The organism is Stenotrophomonas sp. FR010, from assembly GCF_047520755.2.
Classification (GTDB): Bacteria; Pseudomonadota; Gammaproteobacteria; order Xanthomonadales; family Xanthomonadaceae; genus Stenotrophomonas; species Stenotrophomonas sepilia.
The window spans coordinates 1-26,318 of the sequence record NZ_JAXBQT020000035.1 but is presented as its reverse complement, the minus strand read 5'-3'; the positions used below and the strand labels follow the sequence as shown (position 1 = coordinate 26,318).

At 66.0% G+C, this 26,318-nt stretch carries 25 protein-coding genes; 11 read left to right on the top strand and 14 right to left on the bottom strand.

Annotated elements, in window-relative coordinates; all coding sequences use genetic code 11:
- Positions 1-271 precede the first annotated feature (271 nt).
- From ACM0PK_RS20725 to ACM0PK_RS20695, 7 genes are all read left to right on the top strand, one after another.
- Entirely contained in the window at positions 272-1,549 is a 1,278-nt protein-coding gene (locus ACM0PK_RS20725) for an efflux RND transporter periplasmic adaptor subunit (protein ID WP_134972092.1), read from the top strand.
- Between the two features lie 28 nt (positions 1,550-1,577).
- Positions 1,578-2,300 carry an ABC transporter ATP-binding protein gene (locus tag ACM0PK_RS20720; RefSeq protein ID WP_134972091.1) on the top strand — a complete coding sequence of 241 codons (723 nt, stop codon included), beginning with the start codon at positions 1,578-1,580 and terminating at the stop codon, positions 2,298-2,300.
- Positions 2,301-2,310: 10 nt separating this feature from the next.
- Complete coding sequence (locus tag ACM0PK_RS20715; protein ID WP_072167216.1) at positions 2,311-3,609, top strand: ABC transporter permease; 1,299 nt, start codon at positions 2,311-2,313, stop codon at positions 3,607-3,609.
- A gap of 20 nt (positions 3,610-3,629) precedes the next feature.
- A complete protein-coding gene (locus ACM0PK_RS20710; RefSeq protein WP_019660723.1) occupies positions 3,630-4,847 on the top strand; it encodes an ABC transporter permease in 1,218 nt (405 codons plus the stop codon).
- Between the two features lie 16 nt (positions 4,848-4,863).
- The gene (locus ACM0PK_RS20705; protein WP_180886239.1) at positions 4,864-5,232 is read left to right on the top strand and encodes a PDZ domain-containing protein; all 369 of its coding nucleotides are present in this window, start codon (positions 4,864-4,866) and stop codon (positions 5,230-5,232) included.
- A 123-nt stretch (positions 5,233-5,355) separates the two neighbouring features.
- Complete coding sequence (locus ACM0PK_RS20700) at positions 5,356-6,702, top strand: sigma-54-dependent transcriptional regulator (RefSeq protein WP_180867774.1); 1,347 nt, start codon at positions 5,356-5,358, stop codon at positions 6,700-6,702.
- Positions 6,699-8,051, top strand: a complete 1,353-nt coding sequence (locus ACM0PK_RS20695; RefSeq protein WP_061479883.1) for a sensor histidine kinase — start codon at positions 6,699-6,701, stop codon at positions 8,049-8,051. Before ACM0PK_RS20700 ends, ACM0PK_RS20695 begins: the two co-directional genes overlap by 4 nt.
- 68 nt (positions 8,052-8,119) lie before the next feature.
- On the opposite strand, the gene ACM0PK_RS20690 is transcribed toward ACM0PK_RS20695, so the two are convergent.
- Positions 8,120-8,653, bottom strand: a complete 534-nt coding sequence (locus tag ACM0PK_RS20690; protein WP_134972485.1) for a GNAT family N-acetyltransferase — start codon at positions 8,651-8,653, stop codon at positions 8,120-8,122.
- On the bottom strand, positions 8,622-9,989 hold the full coding sequence (glmU, locus tag ACM0PK_RS20685) for a bifunctional UDP-N-acetylglucosamine diphosphorylase/glucosamine-1-phosphate N-acetyltransferase GlmU (RefSeq protein WP_134972486.1): 1,368 nt from the start codon (positions 9,987-9,989) through the stop codon (positions 8,622-8,624). The genes ACM0PK_RS20690 and glmU overlap by 32 nt, the downstream gene beginning before the upstream one ends.
- An 83-nt stretch (positions 9,990-10,072) precedes the next feature.
- On the opposite strand from glmU, the gene ACM0PK_RS20680 reads away from it, so the two are divergent.
- The gene (locus ACM0PK_RS20680; protein ID WP_134972487.1) at positions 10,073-10,456 is read left to right on the top strand and encodes a GtrA family protein; all 384 of its coding nucleotides are present in this window, start codon (positions 10,073-10,075) and stop codon (positions 10,454-10,456) included.
- 84 nt (positions 10,457-10,540) lie between these two features.
- Here ACM0PK_RS20680 and ACM0PK_RS20675 read toward each other — a convergent pair whose 3' ends face one another.
- The 9 genes from ACM0PK_RS20675 to ACM0PK_RS20635 form a co-directional block, all read right to left on the bottom strand.
- Entirely contained in the window at positions 10,541-10,963 is a 423-nt protein-coding gene (locus ACM0PK_RS20675; protein ID WP_005419509.1) for a F0F1 ATP synthase subunit epsilon, read from the bottom strand.
- 113 nt (positions 10,964-11,076) lie between these two features.
- The gene (gene atpD, locus ACM0PK_RS20670) at positions 11,077-12,483 is read right to left on the bottom strand and encodes a F0F1 ATP synthase subunit beta (protein ID WP_005419510.1); all 1,407 of its coding nucleotides are present in this window, start codon (positions 12,481-12,483) and stop codon (positions 11,077-11,079) included.
- Positions 12,484-12,520: 37 nt separating this feature from the next.
- On the bottom strand, positions 12,521-13,384 hold the full coding sequence (gene atpG, locus ACM0PK_RS20665) for a F0F1 ATP synthase subunit gamma (protein WP_005411129.1): 864 nt from the start codon (positions 13,382-13,384) through the stop codon (positions 12,521-12,523).
- A 97-nt stretch (positions 13,385-13,481) separates the two neighbouring features.
- A complete protein-coding gene (gene atpA / locus ACM0PK_RS20660; RefSeq protein ID WP_005419511.1) occupies positions 13,482-15,029 on the bottom strand; it encodes a F0F1 ATP synthase subunit alpha in 1,548 nt (515 codons plus the stop codon).
- A gap of 44 nt (positions 15,030-15,073) precedes the next feature.
- Positions 15,074-15,601, bottom strand: a complete 528-nt coding sequence (locus ACM0PK_RS20655) for a F0F1 ATP synthase subunit delta (protein ID WP_005411131.1) — start codon at positions 15,599-15,601, stop codon at positions 15,074-15,076.
- Between the two features lie 2 nt (positions 15,602-15,603).
- On the bottom strand, positions 15,604-16,074 hold the full coding sequence (locus tag ACM0PK_RS20650) for a F0F1 ATP synthase subunit B (protein WP_005419512.1): 471 nt from the start codon (positions 16,072-16,074) through the stop codon (positions 15,604-15,606).
- 106 nt (positions 16,075-16,180) lie between these two features.
- Positions 16,181-16,486 carry a F0F1 ATP synthase subunit C gene (atpE, locus tag ACM0PK_RS20645; RefSeq protein ID WP_005411133.1) on the bottom strand — a complete coding sequence of 102 codons (306 nt, stop codon included), beginning with the start codon at positions 16,484-16,486 and terminating at the stop codon, positions 16,181-16,183.
- A gap of 73 nt (positions 16,487-16,559) precedes the next feature.
- A complete protein-coding gene (gene atpB, locus ACM0PK_RS20640; protein WP_010481316.1) occupies positions 16,560-17,360 on the bottom strand; it encodes a F0F1 ATP synthase subunit A in 801 nt (266 codons plus the stop codon).
- Positions 17,361-17,391: 31 nt separating this feature from the next.
- Positions 17,392-17,757, bottom strand: a complete 366-nt coding sequence (locus ACM0PK_RS20635) for a hypothetical protein (RefSeq protein WP_014648497.1) — start codon at positions 17,755-17,757, stop codon at positions 17,392-17,394.
- 475 nt (positions 17,758-18,232) lie between these two features.
- Between ACM0PK_RS20635 and ACM0PK_RS20630 the strand changes: the two genes are divergently transcribed.
- Positions 18,233-19,033 (top strand): hypothetical protein, encoded by an 801-nt coding sequence (locus ACM0PK_RS20630; protein ID WP_414607930.1) that lies wholly within the window; start codon positions 18,233-18,235, stop codon positions 19,031-19,033.
- A 439-nt stretch (positions 19,034-19,472) separates the two neighbouring features.
- On the opposite strand, the gene lpdA is transcribed toward ACM0PK_RS20630, so the two are convergent.
- The 3 genes from lpdA to ACM0PK_RS20615 all read right to left on the bottom strand — a co-directional run bounded on the left by lpdA (position 19,473) and on the right by ACM0PK_RS20615 (position 23,777).
- Positions 19,473-21,281 (bottom strand): dihydrolipoyl dehydrogenase, encoded by a 1,809-nt coding sequence (gene lpdA, locus ACM0PK_RS20625; RefSeq protein ID WP_065178009.1) that lies wholly within the window; start codon positions 21,279-21,281, stop codon positions 19,473-19,475.
- Between the two features lie 106 nt (positions 21,282-21,387).
- The gene (gene aceF / locus ACM0PK_RS20620; protein WP_414607929.1) at positions 21,388-23,094 is read right to left on the bottom strand and encodes a dihydrolipoyllysine-residue acetyltransferase; all 1,707 of its coding nucleotides are present in this window, start codon (positions 23,092-23,094) and stop codon (positions 21,388-21,390) included.
- Positions 23,095-23,261: 167 nt separating this feature from the next.
- On the bottom strand, positions 23,262-23,777 hold the full coding sequence (locus ACM0PK_RS20615; protein ID WP_180886231.1) for a DNA-deoxyinosine glycosylase: 516 nt from the start codon (positions 23,775-23,777) through the stop codon (positions 23,262-23,264).
- Between the two features lie 186 nt (positions 23,778-23,963).
- On the opposite strand from ACM0PK_RS20615, the gene ACM0PK_RS20610 reads away from it, so the two are divergent.
- Entirely contained in the window at positions 23,964-24,599 is a 636-nt protein-coding gene (locus ACM0PK_RS20610) for an OmpW/AlkL family protein (RefSeq protein ID WP_005419535.1), read from the top strand.
- Positions 24,600-24,792: 193 nt separating this feature from the next.
- Positions 24,793-26,277 carry a glycerol-3-phosphate dehydrogenase gene (glpD, locus tag ACM0PK_RS20605; protein WP_414607928.1) on the top strand — a complete coding sequence of 495 codons (1,485 nt, stop codon included), beginning with the start codon at positions 24,793-24,795 and terminating at the stop codon, positions 26,275-26,277.
- Positions 26,278-26,318: the final 41 nt, after the last annotated feature.

The following is a 26,318-nucleotide window of genomic DNA, read 5'->3' as shown; positions in this document are numbered from 1 at the left end:
CGCTTCAGACCCTCGATCAGTACCGGTACTACGTCGCGATCGGCGATCGCACCCACGATTCCACACATGTCACGCGTTTCCTTGAAGACGATTGCCGCATTCTAGCCTGCGTGTCCGGCTTCCCCCTCCTGTCCGCTTAATGAAAGTGTCCGGAAAGGTGTCCGCGGACACCCGGACACTTCCCCGAAACTCCCAACCCCTTGACCTGAAAGGAAATAAAGTTGGCACGCTACGTGCTTGGTATTGGCTACCACCGTCAGGCACGCACCCGATGATCCGCGACACTTCCGCACAGGACCAGATCGTTTCCTCCGCCCCGGCCGGCACCACCCGCGCAAGCTGGCACCGCTACCGCTGGCCGGCGCTGGGTGCCATCGCGCTGCTCGCCGGCATCGGCTGGGCGGTACATGCCTGGTCCAATGCCAGCCGCTCCTTCGACAGCAGCCGCGTGCGCATCGCCGAGGTGAAGCGGGGCGACCTGGTCCGTGACATCGCTGCCGACGGCCGCGTGATCGCCGCCAACAGCCCGATCCTGTACGCGATCTCGGCCGGTACCGTGGACCTGAAGGTCGTCGCCGGTGACGTGGTCAAGAAGGGCCAGGAGCTGGCGATCATCGACAGCCCGGAACTGCGCAGCAAGCTGGCCCAGGAACAGGCAACGCTGGCCGGCCTGGAAGCCGAGGCCAGCCGCGCCGCGCTGGACGCGACCCTGGCCCGTGCCAGGTCACGCAAGGAAACCGACCAGGCCACCATCGAGCGGCAGGCCGCTGACCGCGACCTGCAGCGCTACCAGCGCGGCTACGACGGCGGCGCGGTACCGCAGATCGACCTGGCCAAGGCCAAGGATTCGCTGAAGAAAGCCGACATCGCCCTGGCCAATGCCACCACCGATGCGCGCCTGCAGAGCCAGGGCGCCGACCTGGATGCCCGCAACAAGCGCCTGCTGGCCGACCGCCAGAAAGCGGTGGTGGCCGAAGTGCAGCGCCAGGTCGATGCGCTGACCCTGCGCGCGCCCTTCGATGGCCAGGTCGGCCAGGTGCAGGCCGTGCAGTCCACCAACCTGGCCGCCAACGCGCCGGTGCTGGGCGTGGTCGACCTGTCCAAGTTCGAGGTCGAGATCAAGGTGCCGGAGAGCTTCGCCCGCGACCTGGCGATCGGCATGCCGGCCCAGCTGACCGGTGGCAACGGCCAGCCGTTCCCGGGCGAGATCAGCGCGGTATCGCCGGAAGTGGTCAACGGCGAGGTCAACGCCCGCGTGCGCTTCGCCAGCGCGCAGCCGGAAGGCCTGCGCCAGAGCCAGCGGATGTCGGTGCGCGTGCTGCTCGATACCCGCAAGAACGTGCTGAAGGTCGAGCGCGGCCCGTTCGTCGAACAGGGCAACGGCATGGCCTACGTGATGGATGGCCGCACCGCCGTGCGCCGCCCGGTGGAACTGGGCGTCAGCAGCCTGGGCGAAGTGGAAATCAAGTCGGGTGTGCAGCCGGGCGACCGCATCGTGGTCTCCGGCAGCGACCTGTTCAAGGACGCCGAACGCGTCTCCGTCAACTGATACCTGAATCCTGGAGAGAGGACACCCCATGTACATGCTCGAAATGCGTTCGGTCGCCAAGGTCTTCCGCACCGAACAGGTGGAAACCCACGCGTTGCGCTCACTGGAACTGCAGGTCAAGGAAGGCGAGTTCGTCGCCGTCACCGGTCCGTCCGGCTCCGGCAAGACCACCTTCCTCAACATCGCCGGCCTGCTGGAAACCTTCACCAGCGGTACCTACATGCTGGACGGGCAGGATGTGAGCACGCTGGGCGATGACGCCCGCAGCCGCCTGCGCAACCAGAAGATCGGCTTCATCTTCCAGGGCTTCAACCTGATCCCCGACCTGAACCTGTTCGACAATGTCGACGTGCCGCTGCGCTACCGCAAGATGAGCGCCAATGAGCGCCGGGAGCGCATTGAAAGGGCGCTGACCCAGGTCGGCCTGGGCTCGCGCATGAAGCACTACCCGAATGAGCTGTCCGGCGGCCAGCAGCAGCGCGCGGCCATCGCACGCGCCCTGGCCGGCAGTCCGCGCCTGCTGCTGGCCGACGAACCGACCGGCAACCTGGACACGCAGATGGCGCGCGGCGTGATGGAACTGCTGGAGGAGATCAATGCCGCCGGCACCACCATCGTAATGGTCACCCACGACCCGGAACTGGCCGCGCGTGCGCAGCGCAACGTGCATATCGTCGACGGCCAGGTCACCGACCTGGTGCGCGAGCCGGTACTGGCCACGCCACGCCACATCGTCGCCGTCAACGAGTGAGGGCATTCCCATGTTCGCCTACTACGCCCGATTGGCGGTACGCAGTTTCCGCCGCAACAAGGTCCTGACTGCGCTGATGGTGGTGGCCATCGCCCTCGGCATCGGTGCCTCGATGACCACCCTGACCGTGTTCCACGTGCTGTCCGGCGACCCGATCCCCGGCAAGAGTGACCGGCTGTTCTATGTGCAGCTCGATGCCGCGACCGGCGCCTATGTCGCGGGCGAGGAGCCGGAAACCCAGTTGACCCGCTTCGACGGGGAAGCCCTGCTGCGCGAAGCCAGGGGCGAGCGCCAGGCGCTGATGAGCGGCGGTGGCGGCACCATCGAACCGGACAACAGCACCCTCAAGCCCTTCAGCATCGACACCCGCTGGACCTCGGCCGATTTCTTCCCGATGTTCGAGGTGCCCATGCAGTACGGCCGCCCGTGGACGCGCGAGGACGACGAAGGCCGCGCACGCGTGGTGGTCATCTCCAAGGCGCTCAACGACAAGCTTTACCAGGGCGCCAACAGCGTAGGCCGCGACCTGCGCATGGAAGGCCAGAGCTACCGCATCGTCGGCGTGATGAAGGAGTGGAGCCCGGAGCCGCACTTCTACGACCTGACCACCGGCAGCTACGGCAAGAACGAGGACCTGCTGCTGCCGATTTCCACGTCCTTCGACCTGAAACTGGGCAGCAACGGCAACATGAACTGCTTCGGCGAGAATCCCGACGGCAACAGCTACTCGCTCAATGCGCCGTGCGCGTGGCTGCAGTACTGGGTGGAGATGGACCCGGCCAAGGCCGCCGACTACCGCCGCTACCTGGAGAACTATTCGAGCCAGCAGCGCCAGGCCGGCCGCTTCAAGCACCCGCCGAACGTGCGCCTGCGCACCGTGATGGAATGGCTGGACTTCAACGGCGCGGTGCCCAGCGACGTGCGCCTGCAGCTGTGGCTGGCACTGGGTTTCCTGGGTGTCTGCCTGGTCAACACGGTGGGCCTGCTGCTGGCCAAGTTCCTGCGCCGCAGTGGTGAGATCGGCGTGCGCCGCGCACTCGGTGCCAGCCGTGGCCAGATCTTCCTGCAGTGCCTGGTGGAAGCCGGCGCGGTCGGCGTGGTCGGGGGCGTGCTGGGCATCGGCCTGGCCCTGCTCGGCCTGTTCGCGGTGCGCCAGCAACCGGTGGAGTACGCAAAGCTGGCCCACCTGGACGGCAACATGCTGCTGCTCGCGCTGGGCCTGACCCTGTTCGCCAGCCTTGCCGCCGGTTTCCTGCCTGCCTGGCGCGCCATGCAGGTCACTCCGGCCATCCAGCTCAAGTCGCAGTAAGCAATCGAACGAGGACTCCCATGGACATCCGCCCCATCCTCAGCACGCTGCGCCGGCACAAGACTGCCGCTGCCCTGATCGTGCTGGAAGTCGCACTGACCTGCGCCATCGTCTGCAACGCGCTGTTCCTGGTCAGCCAGCGCGTGGAGAAGATCAGCATGCCCAGCGGCATCGCCGAGAACGAACTGGTGATGCTCCGCGTCAGCGGCATCGGCAAGCAGACCGATGCCATGGCCCGCACCCGTGAGGACCTGGCGTCATTGCGTGCGCTTCCCGGCGTCAGCAACGTCACCATCATCAACCAGGTGCCTTTCCGCAACGGCTCGTCCAGCAGCAGCATCTCGCGGGAGATCGACCAGGAACGGCCGACCACCAACGCTTCGATGTACACCCTGTCCGAGAACGGGCTGGCGACGATGGGCATCAACCTGATCGCCGGCCGCGATTTCCTGCCCGGCGAGTACCAGAACTTCGAAGACGCCAGCAAGGGGGGCGCCAAGGAAAACGCCATCCCGGTCATCCTCACCCAGGCCACCGCCGCCAAGATGGAACCCAACGGCAGCGCGCTGGGCAAGACCTACTACATGGGCAAGCAGCCGCTGCACGTGGTCGGCATCGTCGACACGCTCAGCACGCCCAACGGCTGGAATGACAACTGGACGAACTCCATGCTGCTGCCCATGCGGCGCACCTTCGACGAGGGTGGCACCTATGTGCTGCGCACTTCGCCGGAACGCCGCCAGGAGGTGCTTGATGCGGGGGCTGCTGTACTGGAGCGCAACGACCCCAACCGGCTGATGCGCGACAAGCTGACCTATGAAGACCAGCGCAAGGACTTCTTCAAGAACGACCGCGCGATGGTTGGCCTGCTGATCACCGTCAGCGTCTCGCTGCTGGTGGTCACCGCACTGGGCATCATCGGCCTGGCCAGCTTCTGGGTGCAGCAGCGCAGCAAGCAGATCGGCATCCGCCGCGCACTCGGTGCCACCCGCGGGCAGATCCTGCGCTACTTCCAGACCGAGAACTTCCTGCTGGCCTCGCTGGGCATCGTGCTGGGCATGCTGGCGGCCTACGCGATCAATCTGGCACTGATGAACCTGTACGAGCTGCCACGCATGCCCCTGTACTACCTGCCGCTGGGCGCGCTGCTGCTGTGGGTGCTGGGCCAGGTCGCGGTGTTCGGGCCGGCCCGGCGCGCGGCAGCGGTCCCGCCCGCAGTTGCCACGCGGGGCGCGTGAGATGCGTGCCTGCCGGATGCTGTTGATGGCACTGCTGCCACTGCCGGCGCTGGCCGGCGGTGGCAGCTCGCAGACGCTGGAATGGCGCCAGGATGATGCCCGCCTGGCGCTGCGCTCGACCGAGGGCCAGGTACGGGTGGACGCCGCGCGTCCGGAAGCCCGCTTCGGCGTGCGCAGCGGCGACCGCATCCTGCGCCTGGACGATACGGCTGTGCGGCGCATCGAGCATCTTGCCGATGCGCTGCGGCATTCCACTGCCCCGACTGCGTACCTGTTGCTGCGCCGCGACAAACGCGAGCTCACCGTCCCGGTGGACGCCACCTCGTGGCGGCTGGCGCTGGTCGCTCCGCCACCGCCGCCACCGCCGCCACCAGCGCGGCGCTGAAACCAGCCCGCCCTCGTCGCCACGGCTTTGGCTATGCTTGATGGGTGGCGCCGGGCTCTCCCGGCGTATGGATACGAACACGGCTCCATCGGCGCCGCCCATCCCTTTCTGCAGAACTGCTTGATGCCTTCGATCCTGATCATCGACGACAACGCCAGCGTGGGCACCGCGCTGGACGTGCTGTTCTCCCTGCATGACATCGACACCCTGCAGGCGCAGAGCCCGGCCGAAGGGCTGGCCCTGCTCGAGTCGCAGCCGGTCGACCTGGTGATCCAGGACATGAATTTCAGCGAGGACACCACCTCCGGCGAAGAAGGCGAAGACCTGTTCGCACAGATCCGCGCGCGCCACCCGGACCTGCCGGTGATCCTGCTCACCGCCTGGACCCACCTGAGCAGTGCGGTGGACCTGGTCAAGGCCGGCGCCGCCGACTACCTGGCCAAGCCCTGGGACGACCGCAAGCTGCTGACCACGGTCAACAACCTGCTCGAGCTGTCCGAGGCGCGGCGCGAGCTGGACCGCCGCCGCAGCCGTGAGCTGCGCCAGCGCAATGCGCTGGAAGAAAAGTACGAGCTGTGTGGTGCGGTCTTCGCCGATCCGGCCAGCGAGCGCATCATCGCGCTGGCTTGCCAGGTCGCGCGCTCCGAACTGCCGGTGCTGATCACCGGCCCCAACGGCGCTGGCAAGGAGAAGATCGCGCAGATCATCCAGGCCAACTCGCTGGTGGCCAAGGGCCCGTTCATCACAGTCAACTGCGGCGCCCTGCCCTCGGAACTGATCGAGGCCGAACTGTTCGGTGCCGAGGCCGGCGCATATACCGGCGCCAACAAGGCACGCGAGGGCAAGTTCGAAGCCGCCGACGGCGGAACGCTGTTCCTGGACGAGATCGGCAACCTGTCGCTGGGCGGCCAGATGAAGCTCCTGCGTGTGCTGGAAACAGGGCGCTTCGAGCGTCTTGGCTCCAATCGCGAGCGCCAGGTCAAAGTCCGCGTGGTCAGCGCGACCAATGCCGACCTGCCGGCGATGATCCGCGACGGCACCTTCCGCGAAGACCTGTACTACCGCCTCAATACGGTGGAACTGGTCCTGCCACCATTGGCTGAGCGCCCGGGCGACATCGTGCCCCTGGCCGAGCGCTTCCTGACCGCCGGCAAGCCACTTTCCAGCGCCGCCACCGCGGCCTTGCAACGGCACCCCTGGCCCGGCAACGTGCGCGAACTGCGCAACGTGATCCAGCGGGCCGAGCTGCTGGCGACCGGCAACCGCATCGAGGTGGCCGACCTGAACCTGCCGCGCGCCGCACCTGCGCCGCGACCGGCAGCCAGTGCCGGCAATGATCCTGACCGTGCGCGCATCGAGGATGTGCTGGCGCGCAACCACGGCGTCATCGCCCAGGCCGCCGCCGAACTCGGCCTGAGCCGCCAGGCACTGTACCGGCGCATGGACCGGCACGGCATCCCACGCGAATGAAACGGCGCTCGTTCACCTTCCGCCTGTTCCTGCGCCTGCTGCCGGTGCTGGCGCTGGCCGCCGCGTTGCCGTGGCTGCTGGCCTACTGGATGGACCATGGCTGGGTGGTGACCACGGTGTCGGCGCTGATCCTGCTGTCGCTGATGTGGTGGACCCTGCGCCGTGCCACCGCGCCGGTACGTTCATTGATGCGCGCCTTGGCCGGCACCACCAGCAGCTACCGCGACGGAGAGTACAACTTCGGTGTGTACTGGCCGGGCAACGACGAACTGGGTGACCTGGTGCAGGCGCACCGCGAACTGGGTGACGTGCTGCGCGAGCAGCGGCAGGGCCTGGTGCAGCGCGAACTGCTGCTGGACACCATGGTGCAGAACACCCCGGTGGCGATGTTGCTGATTGCTTCCGGCGGCGATGGCATCGCCCGCGTGGTGTTCTCCAACCTGGCCGCGCGCAAGCTGCTGCATGGCGGCTGGAAGCTGGAAGGCCAGCGCCTGGAAGAGGTGCTGGAACAGGTGCCGGTGGAGCTGCGCGATGCCATCGCCCGTGGCGGCGACAGCCTGTTCGCGGTGCATGCGGAAGGCGAAGACGGCGATGAGGACGACGAACAGGTCTATCACCTTTCACGCCGATCTTTCCAGCTCAACGGCCGCCCGCACGACCTGCTGCTGGTACGCCTGCTCACCGCCGAACTGCGCCGCCAGGAAGTGCAGACGTGGAAGAAGGTGATCCGGGTGATCAGCCACGAGCTCAACAACTCACTGGCACCGATCGCCTCGCTGGCCCACTCCGGTGGCGTGCTGGTGCAGCGCGAGCGCTTCGATCGGCTGCCGGAGATCTTCACCACCATCGAAGACCGCGCGCGCCACCTGGAAGGATTCATCCGTGGCTATGCGCGCTTCGCCAAGCTGCCGCAACCGCAACTGCAGACCGTGCACTGGGCGCCCTTCCTGTCCAGCCTGCGCCAGCAGATTCCGTTCAGCATGGAACGTGAACCGGAGGAGGAACTGAGCAGCCGGATCGACATCGCGCAGTTCGGGCAGGCGCTGTTGAACCTGCTGAAGAACGCGCATGAAGCCTGTGCCGAAGCCGATCCGCCCAATGATGACGTGCAGGTGCAGCTGACGCGGTTGCCGCAATGGCTGCGCCTGGATGTGCTGGACCGTGGCAAGGGCATGAACGAGCAGGTGCTGCAGAACGCGCTGATGCCGTTCTATTCGACCAAGCGCAACGGTACCGGGTTGGGACTGGCACTGACCCGCGAGATCGTGGAGGCGCACGGTGGGCGGGTGTCGCTGCAGAACCGCGGTGATGGCGGGCTGTGCGTGTCGATCCTGTTGCCGGTGGGGTGAGTTGCCGACGTGGCTCGGTCTGTCAGTAGATCCACGCCATGCGTGGATGTGCCGACCAGGGTCAGCACCTACCAGACCCGCCGCATCGCCACCCGCAGGTGCATCGGAAACCCGAGCGCAGCCTCTTCGGCCATGACGGCGCGCAGGCCATCGTTCCACTCCGCCTCCGGCACTTCAACGAATCCTTCGCTGGCATAGAAGGCTGCATTCCACGGCACATCGCTCAAGGTGGTCAGCACCGCCGCAGCAAAGCCGGTGGCCCTGGCCTGCGCCAAGGCATGCCGCAGCAATGCACGGCCATGGCCACGACGCGCGTGCGCTGGATCCACATCCATCTGCAGGACATGGAACTCGCCTGCCAGGTCGCCGGCCAGCAGGTAGCCGGCAATGCCGCCGCCGGCGCCATCCACCACCCAGAGCTGTCCACGCTCACGGCCTTCCTGCAGCGTCGGCAGGTCCAGGCCGTGGCCGGCAAACGCCGGATAGGCCTCGTGGCCCCTCAGCAGTTCACCGGCACGCTGTTCGATCGTCGGCAGCACACCCAGCTCATCGGTGCGCGGCACCCGTGGCTCAGGACTTCTTGACCGGGCGCTTCCAGCCATCGATGGTTTCCTGTCGTGCACGTGCCAGCGTCAGCTTGCCGTCCGGCGCGGTGCGGGTGATCACCGACCCGGCAGCGATGGTCGCGCCCTCGCCGATGGTGATCGGCGCCACCAGCGAGCTGTTGGAGCCGATGAAGGCGTTGTCGCCGATGGTGGTGGTCGACTTGTTCACGCCATCGTAGTTACAGGTGATGGTGCCGGCACCGATGTTCACCCTGCTGCCGATCACCGCGTCACCCAGATACGTGAGGTGGTTGGCCTTGCTGCCGACGCCGAGGGTGACGTTCTTGGTTTCGACGAAGTTGCCGACGTGTACGCCATCGGCCAGCACGGTACCCGGCCGCAAGCGTGCGAACGGGCCGATCTGCGCGGCACCTTCGGTCACCACGCCTTCCAGGTCGCAATGCGCGCGCACTTCGGTGCCGGGCCCCAGGTTGACATCCTTCAGCCGGTTGAATGGGCCTACGGTAACGCCGTCACCGAGCACGACGTTGCCTTCAAGAACAACGTCGACATCGATCAGCACGTCGCTGCCCACGGTGACGGCGCCACGGATATCCAGGCGTGCCGGGTCGCGCACGCGCGCGCCCTGAGCGCACAGCGCACGCACCGCACGGCGCTGCCAGGCGCGTTCCAGCTGCGACAGCTGCCACGGATCATTCGCGCCCTCAGCCTCCTGTGCATCGGCGACCAGGGCCATCTCGGCCGGGGTGTACTCATGCGCGGCAAACGCGAACACATCGGTAAGGTAGTACTCGCCCTGCGCATTGCTGTTGGACAGCTGCGACAACCAGCGGCGCAGCGCGGTCGACTCTGCGGCGATGATGCCGGTGTTGATCGTGCGCACGCGCAGCTGGTCGTCGGTGGCGTCCTTCTGCTCGACGATGGAGCCCACCTTGCCCTCTGCATCGCGCAGCACACGGCCGTAACCGCTCGGGTCATCGACATCGGCCACCAGCACTGCCAGCCGGCCCGGCTGCGCCAGCAGGTCGCGCAGGGTCTGCGCGCGGATCAGCGGCACATCGCCGTACAACACCAGCACCTGCGCAGCGTCGGGAACCTGCGGCATTGCCTGCGCCACTGCGTGGCCGGTACCGAGCTGCTGGGCCTGTTCGGCCCACTGCAGGTCGGGCTGGCCGGCGAAGTACTGACGCACCGCCTCGCCGCCATGGCCGTAAACCACGTGGATGGCCGCCGGCTGCAGCTCGCGGGCCGCATCGATCACGTGCGCCAGCATCGGCTGGCCGGCGATCGGCTGCAGCACCTTCGGCAGCACCGACTTCATGCGCTTGCCGGCGCCGGCGGCGAGAATGATGACGTGCAGGGCTTGGGTCATGGGAGCAGCAGTCCGTAGTTCGTTGCCGGTGATTCTAGAGCGTGGGCCGTTAACATGGGCATCCCTCCTCCTTCACCACGCCGATGAGCCTGCTCCGCCAGGGAAGCACCTACCTTGTGATCGGGCTCGTGCAGCTGCTGGTCGATTGGCTGGCGTTCGTGGTCGCCACCGCGCTGGGCATGCCGGTCGCGCCGGCCAACATCGCCGGTCGCCTGGCCGGCATGCTGCTGGGCTTCTGGCTCAACGGCCGCTACACCTTTGCCGAGGCCGGTGCCGGCAAGCTGGGATGGAAGCGCTTCGCACGCTTCTTCGGGCTGTGGCTGCTGCTGACGGCGACGAGCACGCTGCTGGTCAGCCTGGTCGACCAGGCGCTGGGCCTGCAGTACACGTGGCTGGCCAAGCCGCTGGTGGAAGGCGGGCTGGCGTGCGTGTCGTTCCTGTTGATGCGCCATGTGGTGTATCGCTGATACCACCGACACACGCCCCGGCGCTGCCAGCAGAAACAAAAACGCCGGCACAGGGCCGGCGTTCTCGTGGGTGCAGCGCGAACCTCAGTGCTTGAGATTCTTGCGCAGGCGTTCCAGTGCCTGCAGCTGGACGACGGCTTCAGCCAGCTTCTGCTGGGCTTCGGCCACTTCCATCGCTTCGCCGCGGTTGGCCAGGATGCGCTCGGCTTCTTCCTTGGCCTTGCGGACCGAGGCTTCGTCGATGTCCTGCGCGCGGATCGCGGTGTCGGCCAGCACGGTCACCACCTGCGGCTGCACTTCCAGGATGCCGCCGGAAATGGCGAAATCCAGCTGCTCGCCGTTCGGCGTGGTCACCACCACCTTGCCCGGCTTCAGGCGGGTGATCAGCGGCGCGTGCTTGGGCGCGATGCCCAGTTCGCCCAGCTCACCGGTGGCCACGACCAGGGTCGCTTCGCCACGGAAGATTTCCTGCTCGGCGCTGACGATGTCGCAACGGATCGTGCTCATGCAAATCTCTTCGCTGTTCGCGGCGGCGCAATGCCACCGTGGGGGTCCACCGGCGCGGGCGGTTGCCCGGCGCCGGCGTCAGGTCGGCCAGGATCGCTCCTGCCCGTCCCGGATCAGGCCTTCTCGGCCATCTTCTTGGCCTTCTCGACCGCTTCTTCGATGCCGCCGACCATGTAGAACGCCTGCTCCGGCAGGTGGTCGTACTCGCCATCGACGATGGCCTTGAAGCCACGGATGGTGTCCTTCAGCGGCACGTACTTGCCCGGCGAACCGGTGAACACTTCGGCCACGTGGAACGGCTGGCTGAAGAAGCGCTCGATCTTGCGGGCGCGCGACACGGCCTGCTTGTCCTCTTCGGACAGTTCGTCCATGCCCAGGATCGCGATGATGTCCTTCAGTTCCTTGTACTTCTGCAGGGTCTGCTGGACGCGCTGGGCGGTGTCGTAGTGCTCGTGGCCGATCACCAGCGGATCCATCTGGCGGCTGGTGGAGTCCAGCGGATCGACGGCCGGGTAGATACCCAGCGAGGCGATCGAACGAGACAGGGTGACGGTCGAGTCCAGGTGGGCGAAGGTGGTCGCCGGCGACGGGTCGGTCAGGTCGTCCGCGGGAACGTAGACGGCCTGGATCGAGGTGATCGAGCCGTTCTTGGTCGAGGTGATGCGCTCCTGCAGGACGCCCATTTCCTCGGCCAGGGTCGGCTGGTAACCCACCGCGGACGGCATACGGCCCAGCAGTGCCGACACTTCGGTACCGGCCAGGGTGTAGCGGTAGATGTTGTCGACGAACAACAGGACGTCCTTGCCCTTGCCGTTCTCGTCCTTCTCGTCGCGGAAGTACTCGGCCATGGTCAGGCCGGTCAGCGCGACGCGCAGGCGGTTGCCCGGCGGCTCGTTCATCTGGCCGTACACCATCGCCACCTTGTCCAGGACGTTGGAGTCCTTCATTTCGTGGTAGAAGTCGTTGCCCTCACGGGTACGCTCACCCACGCCGGCGAACACGGACAGACCGCTGTGCGCCTTGGCGATGTTGTTGATCAGCTCCATCATGTTGACGGTCTTGCCGACGCCGGCGCCGCCGAACAGGCCGACCTTGCCGCCCTTGGCGAACGGGCACATCAGGTCGATGACCTTGATGCCGGTTTCCAGCAGCTCGGTGGCCGGGGACTGGTCTTCATACGACGGCGCAGCGCGGTGGATTTCCCAGTTGTCGCTGGCAGCGACCGGGCCGGCTTCGTCGATCGGACGGCCCAGCACGTCCATGATGCGGCCCAGGGTGCCGGCGCCGACCGGGACCGAGATGCCGCGGCCGGTGTTGACGGCAACCAGGTTGCGCTTCAGGCCGTCGGTGGAACCGAGGGCGATGGTACGCACCACGCCGTCGCCCAGCTGCTGCTGGACTTCGAGGGTGATCTCGGTGTTTTCGACCTTCAGTGCGTCGTACACCTTCGGCACCGATTCACGCGGGAATTCGACGTCGACGACCGCGCCGATGATCTGAACGATCTTGCCCTGACTCATTGCTGCATCCTCTAATGTGTGCTTTGAACGAACGCGGTCAGACTGCTGCCGCGCCGCCGACGATTTCGGAGATTTCCTGGGTGATCGCTGCCTGGCGCGCCTTGTTGTAGACGAGCTGCAGGGTGCCGATCAGCTTGTTGGCGTTGTCGCTCGCCGCCTTCATCGCAACCATGCGTGCGGCATGCTCGGAGGCGACGTTTTCCAGCAGTGCCTGGTACACCAGCGACTCGATGTAACGCGTCATCACGTGCTCCAGCACGGTCGCGGCATCGGGTTCGTACAGGTAGTCCCAGTCGTGGTGAGCGACCTGCTTCTCGGCCGGCGGCAGCGGCAGCAGCTGATCGAAGCTGGCCTTCTGCACCATGGTGTTCACGAAGCGGTTGTAGACCAGGTACACGCGGTCGATCTTGCCTTCGGTGAAGGCGTCGAGCATGACCTTGATCACACCGATCAGCGATTCCAGCTTCGGCACGTCGCCGATGTGGGTCACGCTGCCGACCATGTTGACCTTCACGCGGCGGAAGAAGGTCGATGCCTTCTGGCCGATGGTCACCAGGTCCACTTCGGCACCCTTGTCCTGCCATGCCTTGGCTTCGCCCAGCATCTTGCGGAACAGGTTGTTGTTCAGGCCGCCGGCCAGACCGCGATCGGAGGAGATCACGATGAAACCGACCCGCTTTACCTGCTCGCGCTCGACCAGGAACGGATGCTGGTAGTCGGTGCTGGCCTGGGCCAGGTGACCGATCACCTGCTTCATCGCCTGCGCGTACGGACGCGAGGTCTTCATCCGATCCTGCGCCTTGCGGATCTTGGAGGCCGAGACCATTTCCAGGGCGCGCGTCACCTTGCGGGTGTTCTGCACGCTCTTGATCTTGGTTTTGATTTCGCGTCCGCTTGCCATCTCTTGTTTCCCGTGGCGCGGGGCTGATGCCCCGCGTTGTTCAACCGTTTGTCATCTGGTCCAGCGGAGCCGGTGGCTCCGCTCTACAGGACCGCGATTACCAGCTGCCGGTGGTCTTGAACTCGGCGATGCCCTTCTTGAAGGCACCTTCGATGTCGTTGTCCCAACCGCCGGTGGCGTTGACCTTGCTGATCAGCTCGCCCTGGGTATTGGCGAAGTGGGCGTGCAGGCCTTCTTCGAACGCCAGCAGCTTGTTGACCGGCACGTCGTCGAGGTAACCCTCGTTGACGGCGTAGATCGACAGCGCCTGGTTGGCGATCGACATCGGCGCGTACTGCTTCTGCTTCATCAGCTCGGTGACGCGCTGGCCACGCTCCAGCTGCTTGCGGGTCGCTTCGTCCAGGTCCGAGGCGAACTGCGCGAAGGCAGCCAGTTCACGGTACTGGGCCAGCGAGATACGGATGCCGCCCGACAGCTTCTTGATGATCTTGGTCTGGGCCGAGCCACCGACGCGCGACACCGAGATACCGGCGTTCACGGCCGGGCGGATGCCGGCGTTGAACAGGTCGGTTTCCAGGAAGATCTGGCCGTCGGTGATCGAGATCACGTTGGTCGGAACGAACGCGGACACGTCGCCGGCCTGGGTTTCGATGATCGGCAGCGCGGTCAGCGAACCGGTCTTGCCGGTGACCTTGCCTTCGGTGAACTTCTCGACGTATTCCTCGGACACACGGGCAGCGCGCTCGAGCAGACGGGAGTGCAGGTAGAACACGTCACCCGGGTAGGCTTCGCGGCCCGGCGGGCGCTTCAGCAGCAGCGAGATCTGGCGGTAGGCGACAGCCTGCTTGGACAGATCGTCGTACACGATCAGCGCGTCTTCGCCGCGGTCCATGAAGTACTCACCCATGGTGCAGCCCGAGTAGGCGCTGATGTACTGCATGGCAGCCGATTCGGAAGCGGTCGCGGCCACCACGATGGTGTGGGCCAGCGCGCCGTTCTCTTCCAGCTTGCGCACGATGTTGGCGATGGTCGAAGCCTTCTGGCCGATCGCAACGTACACGCACTTGATGCCGGTGCCCTTCTGGTTGATCACCGCATCGATCGCCATGGCGGTCTTGCCGGTCTGGCGGTCACCGATGATCAGCTCGCGCTGGCCACGGCCGATCGGGATCATCGAGTCGACCGACTTGTAACCGGTCTGCACCGGCTGGTCGACCGACTTGCGCCAGATCACGCCCGGAGCAACGCGCTCCACCGGAGCGGTCAGGTCGGTGCCCAGCGGGCCCTTGCCATCGATCGGCTCGCCCAGCGCGTTCACGACGCGGCCCAGCAGTTCCGGACCGACCGGCACTTCCAGGATGCGGCCGGTGGTCTTGGCGACGTCGCCTTCGCGCAGGTGCTCGTAGTCACCCAGGACCACGGCGCCGACCGAGTCGCGCTCCAGGTTCAGGGCGAGGGCGAAGGTGTTGTTCGGCAGTTCGATCATTTCGCCCTGCATCACGTCGGCCAGACCGAAGATGCGCACGATGCCGTCGGACACGCTGGTCACGGTGCCTTCGTTGCGCGATTCCGCGGCCAGCTTGACCTTCTCGATGCGGTTCTTGATCAGTTCGCTGATTTCGGAGGGGTTGAGCGTGGTTGCCATCGTCAAGTCCTAGTGCCGGCAGCGGGGCCGGACGTTAAATGAATTCAGTTAGCGAGCGCGGTCTGCAGACGGGCCAGCTTGCCCTTCAGCGAACCATCGATGACCACGTCGCCGGCGTCGATCACGGCGCCGCCGATCAGCGAGGCATCGACCGCGGTGGTCACGTCGACCTCGCGGTTGAAGCGCTTGCGCAGCGCGACCTTGATCGCGTCCAGTTCACCGGCCGACAGTTCGGCAGCCGAGGTGACGGTGGCCTTGACCACGTGCTCGGCTTCGGCGCGCAGGGCGTCGAACATGCCGGAGATTTCCGGCAGCAGCGGCAGGCGATGCGATTCGGCCAGGATGGCCAGGAAGCGCGAGTAGGTCTCGCCGTGGGACACCGGCGCCAGCAGGGCGACGGCGTCGTCACGACCCAGCTCCGGGTTGGCGAGCAGGGCCGCCACGCGCGGGTCGGCGGCGACGTGGGCGGAGAACGCCAGGGCGTCCGACCACGGCGCGAACGCGCCTTCGTCGCGCGCGGTCGCGAACGCGGCGCGGGCGTACGGGCGGGCAAGCGTGAGGGCCTGGCTCATCCTTAGATCTCCGAGGCCAGCTCGTCGAGCAGCGCCTTGTGGGCGTTGGCGTCGATTTCGCGCTTGAGCAGCTTTTCGGCACCGGTCACGGCCAGCGCGGACACCTGCTTGCGCAGATCTTCACGGGCACGGTTGGCGGCGGCGTCGATTTCAGCCTGGGCCAGTTCCTTCTGACGGGTGGCTTCGGTGATCGCTTCGTTGCGGGCAGCATCAACGATCTGGTTGGCACGCGCATGGGCCTGATCGATGATCTCGTTGGCCTTGGTGCGGGCTTCCTTCAGCGCTTCGTTGACCTTCTCCTGCGCCTGGGCCAGATCTTTCTGGCTGCGGTCGGCAGCAGCGAGGCCTTCAGCAATCTTCTGCTGGCGCTCTTCGATCGCGTTCATCAGCGGCGGCCAGATCTTGGTCGCGATGATCCAGATCAGACCAGCGAAGGCCAGCGCCTGCGCAAGAAGGGTGAAATTGATATTCATGGTTAGCTCGATCGCTGGTTTCGGGGTGGACGCGCCGCCGAAGCGGCACATCCGGCCTTCATCCGAAACCGGGTGCATCAGCACCCGGTCGTCTCAAACCGCTGTATCAGCCGGCCAGAGCCTTGGTGACGGCGCCAGCGAAGGCAGCCGACAGCGGGTTGGCGAAGGCCAGCAGCAGGCCAACGGCGACCGAGATGATGAACGCGGCGTCGATCAGGCCGGCGGTGATGAACATGCGGACCTGCAGGACCGGGATCAGTTCCGGCTGGCGGGCGGCCGACTCCAGGAACTTACCAGCCATGATGGCCAGACCCAGACCGGCGCCCAGCGCGGCCAGGCCGATCATGATGCCGACGGCAAGGGCGGTGGAGCTCTGAATCTGCGCGAAGTTGGTCAGGACGGCGAAGTACATGGTTATCTCCAGGAACTTAAGTTGCTAAGGGTGATGAAACGGATGAAGGTTGAAACGCGTTGAAGCTTGAAACTCAGTGAGCGTCTTCCGACAGGCTCAGGTACACGATCGACAGCATCATGAAGATGAAGGCCTGCAGCGGGATCACCAGCAGGTGGAACAGCATCCAGCCGAGGCCGAACACACCACCGGCAATGGCACCGAAGAAACCGGCACCACCCAGCACCCAGATCAGCAGGAACACGATTTCGCCGCCGAACATGTTGCCGAACAGTCGCATCGCCAGCGAGATCGGCTTGCTCAGCCACTCGACGATGTTGAGGATCAGGTTGAACGGCATCATCCACTTGCCGAACGGCGCCGTCAGGAATTCCTTGATGAAGCCGCCCAGGCCCTTGGACTTGAGCGCGAAGAACAGCATCAGGAAGAACACGCTGATGGCCATGCCCAGGGTGGCATTGACGTCAGCGGTCGGCACCGGCTTCCAGTAGTGCACGCCCACCCATTCCAGCGGCTTGGCGATGAAATCGGCCGGGATCATCTTCAGCAGATTCATCAGCAGAATCCAGAAGAAGATGGTGATGGCGATCGGCGTGACCAGCTTGCTCTTGCCGTGGTAGGTGTCCTTGGCCTGGCGGTCGACGAACTCCAGGCAGATCTCGACGAAGGCCTGCCACTTGCCCGGCACGCCGGCGGTGGCCTTGCGGGTGCCCAGCCAGAACGCGACAACGATCACCAGGCCCATCAGGACCGCAGTGAGGAAGGTATCGACGTGGATATGCCAGAACATACCCTCACCCTTGCCGACCGGCGCGGTCAGGTTGTGCAGGTGATGCTGGATGTAGCTGGTAGGGGTTAGAGCCTCGCCCGCCATGTGTCCGGAACCTTCAGTTAATTGAATTCTGTCAACGCCTGGCCATCGCCAGGACCTGGAACATCAAGCCGACGGCGATACCGGCCAACAGCGCCAATGCAGGCAGCTTGAAGACCAGGAACCCCACCAGCAGGACGCCGAAAACCACGACCCACTTGGCCACGATCGCAATGATCAGGCGAGCCATCGCCGATCCTGCGGCCACCGCACCACCCCCCAGCGCCATCCTTGCCGCCACCCAGCCACCGGCCGAAATGGCCACACCGGACGCCAGCGCGCCGAGGGCGTATTTCGGACCGACCAGCAGGAAGGCCAGGGCCAGGACAGCGACCGCGGCCAGCGGGTAGACCGCGGCGCGCAGCATCAGTCGCCGACCCGCATCAACGGAGTTCAGCACAGGACGTCCCGCGTGGTTGCAAGTGGAAGGCTGAGGCGGCTACAGCAGGGGGGCCTCATCGAGCCGCCAAATTATAGCAATGGGACAATTTGCGAGACAACCGCTGCCTGTTCATCCCGGGAAGCCGCAAGTTACGGTAACGGTTACATTTTTGCGTACCACCCGGGGGACAATGACGTCCGCATGATGCTGCACCGCAGTATTGAACTTTGGTCGAAGGCGGGGAACTTTCGCCGGATGCGCAGGTCCGATCTTTCGACCTGCCTGCAGCATCCTCGTCGGCTCCACCCCGCAGGTCCCACGATGGCCCCGAAGCCCGTCTCCGGGGCCATCTTTTTGCATCGTCGCGACAGCACTGAACCGTGCACATGGCGTGGACCATACGTTCACGGATGGTGGACGGGCCTGTCCGGCACAGTGGTCTTCATTCTGATGAACCACTGCAAGGACTCTTCGATAGCGCCCCGTACCCACCCTGCTCGCTCTCTCCCTGATCGCCGCCGGCGCCTCGTTCGCCACCGCTGCCCACGCCGCCGAAGGCGACGACCGCTTTGCCCTGCGCCTGGGTGCGATGAACATCGACTCGGACAACACGCTCCGCGGCAAGACCAATGTCGCCGGGCAGGACATCGGCTTCTCCGAGGACTTCAAGCTGGGTGGCAAGGAGTGGGAGCCGCGCATTGACGGCATGTTCCGCATCAGCAACCGCCAGCGCCTGCTGTTCAACTATTTCAAGTACGACAAGGACCGCCGTGAGACCCTCGGCCAGGACATCTCCTTCGGTGACGTCAACGTGCCGTCCGGCAGCTTCGTCAAGGGCGAACTGAAGTACCAGGTGGCCAGCCTGGTCTATGACTACTCGGTGGTGGACACCGATACGTTCGACCTGGGCCTGCAGCTGGGTGCCGAGTACGCCAAGGTCAGCACCAAGGCCTACGCCGATCTGGGCACCGTGTACGAAGGCCAGTTCCTCAACGAGAAGACCGACGGCGTGGCGCCGGTGGTCGGTGCGCGATTGAGCTTCACCCCGTCCGAGAAGTGGATGATCACCCTGCAGGGCCAGTACCTCAACACGCGCTGGGGCAGCTTCGATGACTACAAGGGCGATCTGAGCCGCGCCAACGCCATCGTCGATTACCGCTTCACCAGGAACTTCGGTGTGTTCGCCGGCTACGACTGGTTCAAGCTCGATGCGGACAAGAAGGGCAGCGACGGCACCATCGGCCTGAAGCAGGAATTCAAGGGCCCGGTGGCCGGCGTCAGCTTCGTGTTCTGATCCCTCGTCCCTTCCACGCTCTCTCCTGGCGCGGCCTCCGGAACATCGGGGCCGCGTTTTTTGTGGCATCGTCGAGCAGAGAAGCTGGTTGGTCGAGCGCGGGGGGAGAGGGGCTTGCGTGCGAATGTCCCCCGGCGCCGGCCTGCGGCCGTCACCTCCTCCTTTACTTCGCACGCAAGCCCCTCTCCCCCCGCGTGTCAGGCATCCGGGCGGCTTTGGCACTGGCTCTTACTATCCGCAAGCCGAGCCGCTGCGCGGGTGGCAGGCGTTTGGACAAAGTAAAGGAGGAGGCGACCGCCACAGGCGGGCGCCGGGGGACATTTGTCCAAATGCCTGCCACCCGCGCTGCGGCCCGAACGCTCGCAATGAGAGTGATCGCGGCTCAACAAAAAAACCCCGGCAAATGCCGGGGCTTTTCATTTGGAACGGCGCAGGCGCCTTACTTCTTCTTCGGCATGTACAGATCGGTGATCGTGCCGTCGTAGATTTCCGAGGCCATCGCCACCGATTCGCTCAGCGTCGGGTGCGCATGGATGGTGTGGCCGATGTCTTCGGCTTCGGCACCCATCTCGATCGCCAGGCCGATCTCGGCCAGCAGGTCACCGGCATGCACGCCGACGATCGCGCCGCCGATGATGCGGTGGGTCTCCTCATCGAAGATCAGCTTGGTGAAGCCCTCGGTGCGACCGATGCCGATCGCGCGGCCGCTGGCGGCCCACGGGAACTTGGCCACGCCGACCTTCAGGCCCTTGGCCTTGGCTTCGGTCTCGGTCACGCCCACCCAGGCGATTTCCGGGTTGGTGTAGGCCACCGACGGAATCACACGGGCGACCCATTCCTTCTTGTGGCCAGCAGCCACTTCAGCCGCCAGCTTGCCTTCGTGCGTTGCCTTGTGCGCCAGCATCGGGTTGCCGACGATGTCGCCGATGGCAAAGATGTGCGGCACGTTGGTGCGCATCTGGCGATCAACCGGGATGAAACCACGCTCGGTGACCTGCACACCGGCCTTCTCGGCATCGATCTTCTTGCCGTTCGGCGAACGCCCGACGGCCACCAGCACACGGTCGAAAGTGCCCTGCGCCAGCGCCGGCGCCTGGCCTTCCTCGGCCGCCTCGAAGGTCACGGTGATGCCCTTGGCATCGGCAGTGACGCCCGAGGCCTTGGTCTTCAGGTGCACTTCGATGCCCTGCTTCTTCAGGCGGTCGGCCAGCGGCTTGACCAGGTCCTTGTCGGCGCCCGGCATCAGCTGGTCCATGAACTCGACCACGGTGACCTTGCTGCCCAGTGCGCTGTACACAGTGGCCATTTCCAGGCCGATGATGCCGCCGCCGACGACCAGCAGCGAGCCCGGCACTTCGGCCAGCTCCAGCGCGTCGGTGGAATCCATCACGCGCTTGTCGTCCCACGGGAAGTTCGGCAGCTTCACCGCCTGCGAACCCGCGGCGATGATGCACTTCTGGAAGCGCAGCAGCTGGGTGCTGCCGTCTGCGGCGGTGATCTCCAGTTCGTTGGCCGAGATGAACCTGCCGACGCCCTGCACGTTGCGGACCTTGCGCTGCTTGGCCATGCCGGCCAGGCCCTTGGTCAGCTGGTTGACGACCTTTTCCTTGTACTGGCGCAGCTTGTCAAGGGTGATGGTCGGCTTGCCGAACTCGACGCCGAAATCGCCGGCGTGGGCGACTTCGTCGATCACCGCGGCGGCGTGCAGCAGCGCCTTGGACGGAATGCAACCGACGTTGAGGCAGACGCCGCCGAGGCTGGCGTAGCGCTCGACCAGCACCGTATCCAGGCCAACGTCGGCGGCGCGGAAGGCTGCGGTGTAGCCGCCCGGGCCGGAGCCCAGCACGACCATTTCGCATTCGATGTCGGCCGGCTTGCCACTGGACAGCGCCGGCTTCGGTGCCACCGGCTCGGCCGGGGCGCGGTGCGAGGGGGTCACCGGCGGCTTGCTGGCCGGAGCGGCCGCAGCCGGAGCCGGCGCAGCGGCCTTGGCCGGGGCATCGGCGGCGCCTTCAGCGTCCAGCACCACGACCACGGCGCCTTCGGACAAGGTGTCGCCCAGCTTGACCTTGATCTCCTTGACCACGCCGGCCGCCGAGGACGGCACTTCCAGGGTGGCCTTGTCCGACTCCAGGGTCACCAGGCCCTGGTCCTTCTTCACCGTGTCGCCGACGGCGACCAACACTTCGATCACCGGAACATCGCTGTAATCGCCGATGTCGGGAACCTTGACTTCAATCGTGGCCATGGTGGTTTTCCTTGTGCCCGGCCGGCAGGGCCGGCGGGCTGTCACTGCATCTGTTCACGCGGCCGCGCCAGGGGCAGCGGCCGCACGGTGGGGGCGAAGCGATGCCTTACAGCAGCACGCGGCGCATGTCGGCCAGCACCTGCGACAGGTACGTGGTGAAGCGTGCGGCCAGGGCGCCGTCGATGACGCGGTGGTCGTAGCTCAGCGACAGCGGCAGCATCAGCTTCGGCGCGAACTCCTTGCCATTCCAGACCGGCTGGATGGAGGACTTGGACACGCCCAGGATGGCCACTTCCGGTGCATTGACGATCGGAGTGAACGCGGTGCCGCCAATGCCGCCCAGCGAGCTGATCGAGAAGCAGCCGCCGCTCATGTCGGCCGGGCCCAGCTTGCCGTCGCGCGCCTTCTTGGCCAGTTCGCCGGTTTCCTGCGCGATCTGCACCACGCCCTTCTTGTCCACGTCGCGGATGACCGGCACGACCAGGCCGTTCGGCGTATCGGCGGCAAAGCCGATGTGGAAGTACTTCTTCAGGGTCAGGTTTTCACCGCTGGCATCGAGCGAGGCGTTGAATTCCGGGAACTTCTTCAGCGCCGCGGCGCTGGCCTTGATCAGGAAGGCGAGCATGGTCAGCTTGATGCCGGCCTTCTCGTTTTCCTTGTTCAGCGCCACGCGCAGGCCTTCCAGGTCGGTGATGTCGGCCTGTTCGAACTGGGTGACGTGCGGGATCATCGCCCAGTTGCGGGCCAGGTTCGCGCCGGAGATCTTCTTGATGCGCGACAGCGGCTGCACTTCCGTCTCGCCGAACTTGCTGAAGTCGACCTTCGGCCACGGCAGCAGGTTCAGGCCACCACCGGCGGCGACGGCGCCACCGGCAGCTGCCGGCACACCACCGCTGAGTGCAGCCTTGACGAACTTCTGCACGTCACCCTTGGTGATGCGGCCCCCCTTCTCGGTGCCGTTGATCTGCAGCAGGTCCACGCCCAGCTCGCGGGCGAACACGCGCACCGCCGGGGTGGCGTACGGCACCTTGGCCGGCAGCACGCCATCGGCGTTGAACTGCACCGGTGGGCTGGACGGGGTGCCGGCCGAGGCGATCTCGCGCGCCGCCAGCTTGTCCGGCTGTGCCGGCACAGCGACCGGCTCGACCTTGGTGGCGGTCTCGGCGGCAGCCGGAGCAGCGGCAGCCGCCGCCTTGGTCGGTGCCGGCGCGGCAGCGCCTTCGGCTTCAATGATGGCAACCACGTCGCCCTGCGACAGGTTGTCGCCCACCTTGACCTTGATCTCCTTGACCACACCGGCCACAGACGACGGCACCTCCATGGTGGCCTTGTCGCTTTCCAGCGTGACCAGGCCCTGGTCCTTCTTGACCGTGTCGCCGACGGCGACCAGCACTTCGATGACCGGGATGCCGGCGTAGTCGCCGATGTCCGGCACCAGCGCTTCCACTGCGCCACCGCTGGCGGCCGGAGTGGCCGGAGCGGCCGCCGCAGCAGCGGCCGGGGCCGGCGCGCTCTGGGTGGCGGCAGCCGGGGCGGCGGACTTGGCCGGTGCCGGCGCGGCGGCTTCGCCTTCGGCCACTTCGATCAGCGCCACGACCTTGCCTTCGGACAGGCTGTCGCCCACCTTGACCTTCAGTTCCTTGACCACGCCTGCCACCGAGGACGGCACTTCCATGGTCGCCTTGTCGCTTTCCAGCGTCACCAGGCCCTGGTCCTTCTTGACCGTGTCGCCGACGGCGACAAGCACCTCGATTACCGGGATATCGCTGTAGTCACCGATATCGGGGACAAGTGCTTCCTTGATTTCGGCCATGGGGATAACTCCGGCAATCTGGTGTAGGGAAACCTCTATTGTGCGGCCAGCGGGGTCCAGCGCCAACCGTTACAGGTGTTTTCAGTACGCACGCAGCCGGGACAGGCTGTTGCCCGCGGGTCCCGGCCGCGACCAGTCGGTAGCGTATTGTCCGGACGATGTCCGCTTCATGTCGCCAGTGCGTCTGCGACCGGCTGCCAGACCTGGCGCAGGCGCGGCAACGACCACGCCGCATTGGCCGGGCTGGTCGAGGGCAATGCAACCACCTGTGGCGGGGCCTCCAGCTGCGGCAGCACCCAGCGCTGGAACGCCTGCCATGATGCGCCGCCATTGCAGCCGATCAGCGTCAGCTCAGGCAGCGTGGCGATCAGTTCCGGCAGTGCATTGGCCACTTCCGTGCCACGCACGATGTCCGCGTCCAGGCTGCCTCGGCGCTCGCAGCGACCGATCACATCCCACAGACCGATGCCCGCGGCATTCAATGCCTGCAGCCGCGCTGCGTAGGCCAGATCCGCGTCGAAACCACAGATGTCGGCCATCAGCGGCCAGAAGCGGTTGCGCGGATGGGCGTAATAGCGCTGCTCCTGCAGGGACGCCACGCCCGGCATCGAGCCCAGCAGCAGCACCCTGCACTCCACGTTCACCTGCGCTTGCAGGCCAATGCACAACGTTGCTGTGCTCACATCATCTCCAACTGCATGAATGTCCCCGAGCGCCAGAAACCCCATGAATACAGGCGTTCCGTACCCGTCGCTGAACAAGGAAAACTATTTTTTAACGTGCGTCGGATTCGATTCATGTTGGGGCGACTACGGTGTGCTCGCCCCGCAACCGGGGGCCCAAAACAAGAAACATTAGGAGATACCCCCATGCGCTCCATCCGTATCCTGAGTCTCGCCCTGCTGACCTCCGCCGCCTTCGCGCCGGCCGCTTTCGCCCAGGACAGCAGCAGCACCGACACCGCGTCGGGCAAGCATTTTGCCGTTGTTGGCGGCATCTCGCTGCTGGAACCGAAGAACGACCCGATCTCCGGCGTGAAGAAGACCGATGGTGGCCCGGCGCCGACCGTCAGCTTCAGCTACTACATCAACGACAACTGGGCCGTTGAACTGTGGGGCGCCGCTGACAAGTTCGACAACAAGTTCAAGGGCCCGAACAACGCCCGCCTGGGCTCGGTCGAGCAGCAGCCGGTCGCGCTGAGCGGCCAGTACCACTTCGGCCAGGCTGACAACGTGTTCCGTCCGTTCGTGGGCGTCGGCTACTACCAGTCGAGCTTCAGCAACGAGAAGCTGGGCAACGGCGCTGACACCGACATCCGCTTCAAGGATGCCAAGGGCGTGATCGGTACCGTCGGCGTCGACATGAACATCAACTCCACCTGGTTTGCCCGTGCTGACGCCCGCTACATGCGCGCCCGCCCGGACATCAAGGTTGGCGGCGAGAAGATCGGCGAAGCCAAGATGGATCCGTGGACCGTCGGCTTCGGCATTGGCGCCCGCTTCTGATCCAGGCTGCACCTGCTTCACTGATGCAACGCGACGGGCCCTTCGGGGCCCGTCGTCGTTTCCGTCACCGGCGTTCCGCGTGTAGAGCCGAGCCCGCGCTCGGCTGCTTTTTTGTAGAGTCGAGCTTGCCCGGCTGACCCGAAAAGCAGCCGAGCATGGGCTCAGCTCTACACAAACAGGACGCGAAGACACGATGGACGACGTCGACCTGCTGGTGATCGGTGGCGGCATCAACGGTGCCGGCATCGCCCGTGACGCCAGCGGCCGCGGCCTGCGCGTGCTGCTGTGCGAGCAGCACGACCTGGCCGCGCATACCTCCAGCGCCAGCAGCAAGCTGATCCACGGCGGCCTGCGCTACCTGGAACAGGGCGAGCTCGGGCTGGTGCGCAAGGCGCTGGGCGAACGCGAGGTGGTACGCCGGCAGGCGCCCCATCTGGTCCATCCATTGCGCTTTGTGCTGCCGTGGGAACCCCATCTGCGCCCACGCTGGATGCTACGCGCGGGACTGTGGCTGTATGACCACCTGGGCCGTCGCAGCCCGGCATTTCCCGCCTCGCGCGCCCTGGACCTTCAGCGCGATCCGCTCGGCCCCTGGCTTTCCCCGGATCTGCGGCAGGCCTTCAGCTACGCCGACGCGCAGGTCGATGACGCGCGACTGGTGCTGCTCAACGCCCTGGACGCCGCGCAGCGGGGCGCACAGGTGCGTGTGCGCAGCCGCTGCATCGACCTGCAGCCCTTGCAGGGCCGGTGGCAGGCGGTGCTGGAATCCGCTGATGGCCAGCAGCAGGTGACCGCGCGCGCCGTCGCCAATGCGGCAGGGCCGTGGGCCGGCGGCCTGCTGGAACGGATGGAGGCACGCAGTGGCGGCCCCGCGCTGCGGCTGGTACAAGGCAGCCACATCGTCCTGCGCCGGCCCTGGCCCGATGACAGCGCGTGCCTGCTGCAGCAACCCGATGGACGCGTGGTGTTCCTGTTGCCCTTCGCCCACGACCACCTGCTGGTTGGCACCACCGACACCGACTATCGCGGCGACCCGGCGCGCTGCAGCGTGCTGCCTTCAGAGGTGGCGTACCTGTGCGAAGCGGCCAATCGCTACCTGCATGAACCCATCGCGCCGGAAGATGTGGTCTGGCAGTTCGCCGGTGTCCGCCCGCTGCTGGCCGATCCCGATCCGCGCGCGGCAAGACTCAGCCGCGATTACCGCCTGCAGCTGCAGGTGGAGCCGGCACCGGCGCTGCATGTGCTGGGCGGCAAGCTGACCACCTACCGGGTGCTGGCCGAGGAAGCGCTGGAGCTGCTGCGGCCCGCCCTGCCGCAGATGGGAGCGGCGTGGACGGCAAACGGAGACCCGCTGCCAGGCAGCGACTGGGGCGACGCCGCGCAGGCGGGCGCGCATCTGCAGGTATCGGCACCCTGGTTGCCCGCAGGTATCGCGCGACGCTGGGCCGGGGCCTATGGCAGTCGCAGCGCGGAACTGCTGCAGGGTGTACGGGGCCTGCACGATCTTGGCGAGGCGTTTGGCGGCGGCCTGCATGCCCGGGAAGTGGCCTTTCTGCGCGAGCAAGAGTGGGCGCGCACTGCCGAGGACGTCCTGTGGCGAAGGAGCAAGCTGGGGTTGCGGCTGGACGCTGCGCAGGTGACACGGCTGCAGGCGTGGATCGAACACTCCACGCTGTAGAGCCGAGCCATGCTCGGCTGCGTTGTGCAAATGCAGCCGAG